This is a genomic window from Methyloversatilis sp. (assembly GCF_030698125.1).
Taxonomy (GTDB): domain Bacteria; phylum Pseudomonadota; class Gammaproteobacteria; order Burkholderiales; family Rhodocyclaceae; genus Methyloversatilis.
Genome location: NZ_JAUYNV010000040.1, coordinates 22425 through 30102 on the forward strand (window position 1 = coordinate 22425; position 7678 = coordinate 30102).

The window sequence follows — 7678 nt, forward strand, 5'->3', positions numbered from 1 at the left end:
CGCTGTCAGTGCTCCCGTGTGAACGCGCGCAACTTGCCGTACAGCGCGGCGGCGCGGGTGGCGGACGCTTCCAGTTCCTCGATGAGCGTCGCCACCGGCATCGACGCCGCCGTGTCGGTCAGCTCCATGGCCGCCACACTGGCATTGGCAAGAATGGCGCCCACCACCTCGTCCGGCTCGCGCCGCAACGGCATGGCCGGATCGCGGCCGATGCCGGCACGACCGGCTTCGCTGAGCGACTGTTCGAGATGCCGCCGCGCGGCTTCCGTACGCTTGGTGTCGGTCAGGTCGGTGAAGATGATGATGTAGCCCAGTACCGATCCACCGGCACCGGGAATCGTGTCTGCCCTGACCCCCAGCGCCACGGTCTGGCCAGCGCCGGCGCACAGCTGCCATTCGCCGCGCCAGGAGTCGCGCTCGCGGACGAGGTTGCCGACGACGTCGCGCACCTGGGCCGGTACGACGAACAGGTCGCACATATCGTCGAGTGTGCGCACACGAGGCGGCGAGGTATTGAACAGCGCCGCGAAAGCCACGCTCTGGAACAGCACGCGCCCCTGCGCATTGGCGACCAGCACCGGCTCGTCCGACGTTTCGACGGCACCGCGGAATCGATCGAGCTGGTGTTGCGCGATCAACAGGCTGACGGCCTGCGTCTGCAGGATGACGTCGCGCAGCGTGGTACCGATGGCGCGCGCGAGTGCAAGATCGGCACGGCTCCACGAAGCCGCCGTGCCACGCACGATTTCCGACCAGGCGGCAAAGGAGCGCCGTGGCGACAGCGTGAGCGGATCGTTGTCGACGAAGGGTTTGGCGGGATCGCCCGCCCAGACGATCGTGGCCGACTGTTCGCGCCGGAACCACATCAGGAAATCCTGCCCGGACGACGACAGTTCGATCGCGAGCACCCCGCATACCACCGGTGTCAGGGATGCCAGCGGCGGATGCACCCGAGCGACCGACGCACAGCTGAACAGCGACTGCCGCATTTCGCCGGCAACCCAGCGCGACAGCGCACGCAATTCAACGGTCGATGGCACGTCACCCACGGTCAGCAATTCGCCTTCATGGAACAGTGCGGCGCCGCTTGCGTCGAGCGGCTGCAGCAAGGTGCGCGGGTTTCGCACCAGTGCGAGGCGCCAGTCGCCTTCGGTCGAGGTGGCTTCGATCAGGCGCAGTTCGAGGCTGCGCACCAGCACATCGACCTGGGTGCGCACGTAGTTTTCGATCGCGGCGATCCGGGTCGACACCACTTCAGCCAGCAGATCGACCGCCGCACGCTGTGCATAGCGGACGTGCCGTGGCGAATAGTGATGACAGGCAATCAGCCCCCACAGCTTGCCCTCGCGCACGAGCGACACCACGAGGGTGGCGGTCACGCCCATGTTCTGCAGATACTGGATGTGCAGCGGCGACATGCTGCGCAGATGGCAGCTCGACATGTCGAGCTCTTCGCCAGTGTCCGGCGCGCAGCGCGGCAGTACGGCCGCTGGCTTGTAGCCCGCATCGACCAGCACACGCACGCGGTTGCGCACATAAAGCTCGCGCGCGCGCTGCGGGATGTCGGTCGCCGGGTAGCGATGACCAAGCAGGGAATCAAGCTTCGCCTCGCGCGCCTCGGCGACGATTTCGCCGTGACCCTCGTCGTCGAAGCGATACACCATCACGCGGTCGTAGCCGGTCAGTTCGCGGATCGACTGGACCACTGCATCGGACAACGCGGCAATGCTGAGCGCTTCGCTGAAGCGCCGCACCGACGCCGCGAGCAAAGCCTGCGCTCCCTCGTCGATCGATTCGGTATCGGACCCGGCGGATTCCATTTCGACGATCAACGTGCCGGACTGGCCGAGATGCGCCATGCCTTCGAACACACCTCCGGCATTCGCACCCGTTCCGCCGATGTCGCAGTGAAACGCGGTCAGTTCATCCGCAACCAGCGTATCCGCCAATTCGGCAACACGCCGGGCAAGCGAGCCGCCCAGCGCATCGAGCGTACGGCCGAGCAGCTGGTGGTGGGCCACACCCAGCCAGTGCGCGACGTTGTCGCTCGCCTGGACGATGATGCCATCCGTGCGGCGGACGACCAGCAGCACACCGTGCGGCTGGATCGATCCGGCCAGGTGGATCAACTCGCGTTCGCAATTGGTCAGGTCAGCCTGACCGAAAGCCGGGCTGAATGTCGGGTCGTTCAACACGGATCTCCCGCCACCGCGGGCTGAGCGGTGTTCAGTGCACGCTGCCCGGATGCGGCGCACCGGGGCCACGCGGCTGCACCGCGCGAATGATGAAACCGATACTGTTCCTGTCTCCGTTATGGATCAATACGGCTGACAGTTCAATATCCGTGGACATGCCCTTCTCGTCCCACAGGCGCGCACCCATTCGTCTTACGCCTGAGCGGCACACACTGCCGAGCAGATTCGTGAAACCACCACCGTCGCGTTCCAGCCAATCGCCGAGCGAACGACCCTGCACGTCCTTGTCAGCCGAAATCTTGACCAGCTCGGCAAACGCAGCGTTCATGCTCAGCAACATGCCCTGTTCAGTGGTGAACACGATGGCGTCAGGGGTGAGGCGCATCAGTTCGGGCAGCAACGGGTCGTCGGGCGCAGTGAGCGGCGAGCTGCCATCGGGTGTGGCACGCAGCAGCAACAGGCTCTGTCCTTCGCCACGCAGCGGCGACACCCATACATGGATGGCGCCACCAAGCCCCGACAACGTGACATGGGCCTCGCCCGGGCGGCCTGACACACGCACGGTGCCGAGCAGTTCTTCCAGCGTGCCGAGCGAAGCCGGCGCGACACCCTCGGTGGCCTGACGGCCCGGCATGTCCTGCACCGAGCAGCCGAACATGCGCGCAGCGGCGCGGTTGGCGTCGATCACGTGCAAGGTATCGGCGTCGATGATCAGGACCGCGTCGGTGGCAATCTGGAACAGCAGGCGATAGCGGGTTTCCGCCTGGCGCATGCGCCAGTAATCGCGTTCCATCGATTGCTGCGCGTCGACCAGACGTTGCTGCATGACCGACACGGCGCGCAGGTCACGTCCGGCGACCAGCAGCGGGCCGGATTGACCGAGCCGCACTGCCGTGTAGGCAACCGGAATGTCGGCGCCGGCAGCGGAAGGATGATTGATGTGACGTGTGCGCGACACGCCTGCCACATTGGCTTCGCGCAGCAATTCTTCGACCTTGCGACGGGTGTCGCTCGTCACCGTATCGACCAGTTGGCGGCCCAGCCACTCACTGGCGGTGGCGCTGACGGGTTCCGCACCGCCCAGCGCGACGCTGCGGATGAAGCCCTTGTCGTCGAGCACGAGTGCAATATCACTGGTGACCGACACCAGCATGTCGGCCAGTTCGGGGGCGACCTCCGAAAATGCGCTCAGATCGCCCGGGTCGTTCGGTAGCTTGTCCATGGTACGGAACCGGATGAACGCAGTCGCAAAGCACAGCGTGCGAACCTGCATGAATGGCAAAACCCGGCGCCTACCGGGGGGCACGGCATGTCACAGGGACGGGTCGCAGAAGTCTGCACAGAAGCACCCGCGCACTGCATCAGCGTTCTCCGCACGCCGCGCGCGCCATTGCGCAGCCTGGCCAGCGGGCTGATGTCATGTCCGACAAGACGGTGCCCCTTAATCCTTCACACCACATCCTTGCATGCTACGGTAACTCGTCAAGAAATACATATCAGAGAATATGAACGATCGAAAACATCGATATTGATCCGGTCAATGTGCCTTGAACGGCGCATTCAGGTCGACCAGCCACGCAACGGACAGCCAGAGCAGGCCGGCTTCATGGAGCGCCCAGTCCGGCCGCTTGAAATTAAAGAACAGCGCACTCCACAACACGTTGAGTCCGCCGCATCGCCGCAAAAGCGGCCGCAACAACAGGTTGCCAACGCGCGGCGGCGGCGAACGTGTTCACGGCGACACGATGCCGCACAAGTGAGCCAGATCCTTGAAGAAGATGCGCGCATGGGCCATCGGCTTCGCCTTGACCAGCTTCTTGTGCATATAGGCCTGCCACGTCAGGTGCTGCACATCCGGATCGCGGCAGATGCTGACGAAACGTTCGCGCCGCTTGTCGCTGGCGTACCAGAAGCGCTGCATGATGCCGAGGATCATGAACACCCGGCCATGCGCCTTCATGAAGCGCTTGCGCGCCGTTGCCAGCGCGCGCGCGTCACCCGTTTGGAGAAAGCTGTCCACCGCTTCGGCCGCCAGCCGGCCACCGGTCATCGCGTAATACAGCCCCTCGCCGGACGCTGGCGCGACAACACCCGCTGCGTCGCCGGCGAGCACGACATCGCGGCCGTTGTCCCACTTGCGCAGCGGCTTCATCGGAATCGGAGCGCCTTCGCGGCGGATGGTTTCGGCTCCGGTGAGACCGGCCGCCTCGCGCAGCGCAGTGGTGCCCTGACGGATCGAGAAGCCCTTGGTCGCCGTGCCGGTGCCGATACTGGTCGTATCGCCATGCGGAAAGACCCAGCCGTAGAAATCGGGTGACAATTGGCCCTGGTAATACACGTCGCAGCGACTGCCGTCGAAGTCCTGCTTAGGTGAGCGGACGATTTCGTGATACGCAAACACGCACGGCACCTCGTCGGCACCCGGCACGCACTGGCGCCCGACCGCCGACAATGCGCCGTCTGCGCCGATGATGGCGCGGGCGCGCACACCCACTGTTCCGGTTTCCGCTTCATCGCTGCGGAAATGCACGATGGCCCGGCCGTCGTCATCGCGCTCGACCCGGTCGAAGGTGCCCGTGCGGCGATGCGCACCCGCCAGACTGGCGCGGCAACGCAAGTACTCATCGAACTGCTCGCGGTCGACCATGCCGACAAACCCGCCCTCGATCGGCATGTCTGCTTTGCGGCCGGACGGTGAAATCATCCGCGCCGAACGCGCCTTGGCGACCAGTTGCTCGTCGGGAATTGCAAACTCCTCAATCAGTCGCGGCGGAATCGCCCCGCCACAGGGTTTGATGCGTCCGGCGCGATCGAGCAGCAGCACCGTGTGACCCAGACGGGCCAGATCGGTCGCTGCGGTCGAACCTGCGGGTCCGCCGCCCACCACCACCACGTCGAAATTTTCCATGCTTGCCATGACTAAGCCTTCCCTTCGATACCGGACATGAATGGCGGATCTGCCACCCGCGGATCACGCGCCGCACCCTTGACCGGCGCAGCGGCGATGCGCAGCGCCATGACGGCAGACACGACGAACAGCACGCCTTCGCAGGCAAATACCAGTGCGTAGGCAAAACCCGGAGATTCGATGAAGGCGCGCGTGACGTCGATCGCCACCGTGCCGGCAAAGCCACCGAGGCCGAATGCGATCGCCTGCGCGGCCCCCCACAGACCCATGCGCACGCCTTCGCGTCCGGCACCACCGGCACCGGCCAGACTCATCATCGAAGCGATGGCGGCGACGGCGAAGGCGCCATTGGCCACACCGAGCGCGAATACCGTTTCGCGCAGCGGCCAGTCGCCGCTCATGAAACCGCCGGCCGCCAGACCGAACAACGCAAGCGCCGACGCGATGCAGCCGCCCACCGTCCATACCTTCAGCGAGCCGATCTGCCGACCGCCGAACACGCTGCCCATCAGGGCGACCAGCAGCATGCCGGCGAACACGCCGCCATGCTGCAATCCGGCGAGCTGGGTGGATTCACCGGGCGTATAGCCGAACACCGTGCCGGCGAACGGCTCGAGTATCAGATCCTGCGCGCTGTAGGCGAGCATCGATACGAATACGAATATCGTAAAAAGACGCGCTTGCGACTCACCCCAGACCTGGGCGAGCGCAGCGCGAAATGGGGTTCGGAACGGTGCAGCGGTCTGTTCGGGTGACACAACATCGGTGACAGCGCGAGGCGCCGTCGAGTGACCTTCGACACCGCGCACCGCAAGCAGCGCAACGACGAAGGCGATCAGCGAAGTGGCTGCGACGACCTGGACCAGTCGCAGCGTGGTGAACGGATCGAGCAGTTTTCCGGTGATGCCGGCCGTCAGTGCGAAGCCGAGGATCATCATCATCCACACCACGGTTGCCGCGGCGGCTCGACGGGTCGGATCGACCCGCTTGGCGAGCAGCACCAGCAGCGAGGTGCCGGCCGAGCCCACGCCCGCGCCGATCAGCAGAAAGGCGAACACCGCCAGCGCGACGCCGGCCCCCTGTTCGGTCGCCATCCAGGCAGTGGCCACGGCGGCCAGCGTACCGCCCGCAGCAAGCACCGCCATGCCACCGACTATCCACGGTGTGCGCCGCCCGCCGACGTCGGAACCGTGGCCCATGCGCGGGCGCAGCATCTGCACCATGTAGTGCAATGCCACCAGCACACCTGGCAGCATCGCCGGCAGGGCCAGTTCGACCACCATGACGCGGTTCAGTGTCGACGTGGTCAGCACCACGATGGCGCCGAGCGCGGTCTGGACCAGACCGAGACGGAAGATGCCGAGCCAGCCGAGTCGGGGCATGTCAGACCTCCGCCACCGCACGCAGCGCAAACGCACTGACCAGCATGCCGGCAACGTACAGCGTGATGCCGGTACCGTTGTACCAGGGGGCGCGTTCGCGCGGGCTGTCGAGCAGGCGCACCATCAGCATCACCTGTATCGCCAGCAGCAGACCGACCACCATTGCGTGGCCCATGGCGCCCCAGTGGGAAAGCAGGGCAACGACGAAAAGTTGCGGCACCACCATGACCACGCAGGCGACGCGTCCGGCGTTCACCACACCGAGCTTGACCGGCAGCGAGCCGATGCCCATGCGGGTATCACCTTCGACCGACTTGAAATCGTTCAGCGTCATGATGCCGTGCGCACCCGCGCTGTACAGACCGGCCAGCAGCAGGCTGCGCATGTCCGGCATGGCACCGCCGGCCATCACGGCGGCACCGGTGACCCAGGCCAGCCCCTCGTAACAGATGGCGCACGCGGTATTGCCCCACCAGCCGTTCTGTTTCAGGCGGAATGGCGGTGCGCTGTAAGCCCAGGCCAGCAGCAGGCCGATCACCGCAGCGCCGAAGCCCCATACGCCCAGCGTCGCCGCGACCATCAGCGACAGCACGGTCCAGCCGATGGCGATGTAGAGCCCCCAGTAACCGGGCATGCGACCGGACGGTATCGGGCGGTTGGGTTCGTTGATGGCGTCGACGTGGCGGTCGAACCAGTCATTGACCGCCTGGCTGGTGGCGCAGACCAGCGGCCCGGCCAGCAGGATGCCGATCACGACAACCTGCCAGCGCCCGGAAGCAGGCAATCCGGATGCCACGACACCGCAACCGAAAGCCCACATCGGCGGAAACCAGGTGATGGGCTTGAGGAACTCGGCAACGACGGAAAGGGATGGGCGACTCATGCAGTAACAGTAGGCTTGACGCCCCGAAGCGTCAAGTCAAACTTACACTACAGTGTCAGCCTACATTGACTCAAAGGTTTGATGGCATCAAATCCCGAGTCGCGCACGTCGCGTGCCTTGCTCGCGACCAGCCCAAGGGCAACGTGACGCACGAATCAAATCAGAACAGACCCTAGGGCGTGTTCTCATTTGTCGAATTAACGGTATGCCAAATGGAAGCGCCATCGAAAAAGTCGTTCACGGTCAAAGGCATAGCAGGGGACTGTTCACAGCGGCCTGAATCTGGTCATATCCTGACTTTTGGGCTGAT

6 protein-coding genes are annotated in these 7678 nt (G+C 65.0%); all 6 read right to left on the reverse strand.

All coding sequences use genetic code 11. The features are described 5' to 3' along the window. Positions 1–5: 5 nt before the first annotated feature. Positions 6–2192: a GAF domain-containing protein gene (locus tag Q8Q80_RS14620; RefSeq protein ID WP_371132773.1), complete on the reverse strand. Its 2187-nt coding sequence runs from the start codon at positions 2190–2192 to the stop codon at positions 6–8. A gap of 34 nt (positions 2193–2226) precedes the next feature. Continuing rightward, on the reverse strand, positions 2227–3417 hold the full coding sequence (gene ppsR, locus Q8Q80_RS14625; RefSeq protein WP_305633615.1) for a transcriptional regulator PpsR: 1191 nt from the start codon (positions 3415–3417) through the stop codon (positions 2227–2229). Between the two features lie 315 nt (positions 3418–3732). Then, positions 3733–3855 carry a tryptophan-rich sensory protein gene (locus Q8Q80_RS14630; RefSeq protein WP_305633616.1) on the reverse strand — a complete coding sequence of 41 codons (123 nt, stop codon included), beginning with the start codon at positions 3853–3855 and terminating at the stop codon, positions 3733–3735. A 72-nt stretch (positions 3856–3927) separates the two neighbouring features. Then, positions 3928–5112, reverse strand: coding sequence for a geranylgeranyl diphosphate reductase (locus Q8Q80_RS14635; protein ID WP_305633617.1), 1185 nt, complete (start codon positions 5110–5112; stop codon positions 3928–3930). 2 nt (positions 5113–5114) lie between these two features. After that, positions 5115–6485: a BCD family MFS transporter gene (locus Q8Q80_RS14640; protein WP_305633618.1), complete on the reverse strand. Its 1371-nt coding sequence runs from the start codon at positions 6483–6485 to the stop codon at positions 5115–5117. 1 nt (position 6486) lies between these two features. After that, complete coding sequence (gene chlG, locus Q8Q80_RS14645; protein ID WP_305633619.1) at positions 6487–7368, reverse strand: chlorophyll synthase ChlG; 882 nt, start codon at positions 7366–7368, stop codon at positions 6487–6489. Positions 7369–7678 lie beyond the last annotated feature (310 nt).

Excerpts from the sequence above, each read along its gene's own strand:
- ppsR (WP_305633615.1), bottom strand. The coding sequence starts at position 3,417 with ATGGACAAGCTACCGAACGACCCGGGCGATCTGAGCGCATTTTCGGAG.
- Q8Q80_RS14635 (WP_305633617.1), bottom strand. The coding sequence starts at position 5,112 with ATGGCAAGCATGGAAAATTTCGACGTGGTGGTGGTGGGCGGCGGACCC.
- Q8Q80_RS14640 (WP_305633618.1), bottom strand. The coding sequence starts at position 6,485 with ATGCCCCGACTCGGCTGGCTCGGCATCTTCCGTCTCGGTCTGGTCCAG.
- chlG (WP_305633619.1), bottom strand. The coding sequence starts at position 7,368 with ATGAGTCGCCCATCCCTTTCCGTCGTTGCCGAGTTCCTCAAGCCCATC.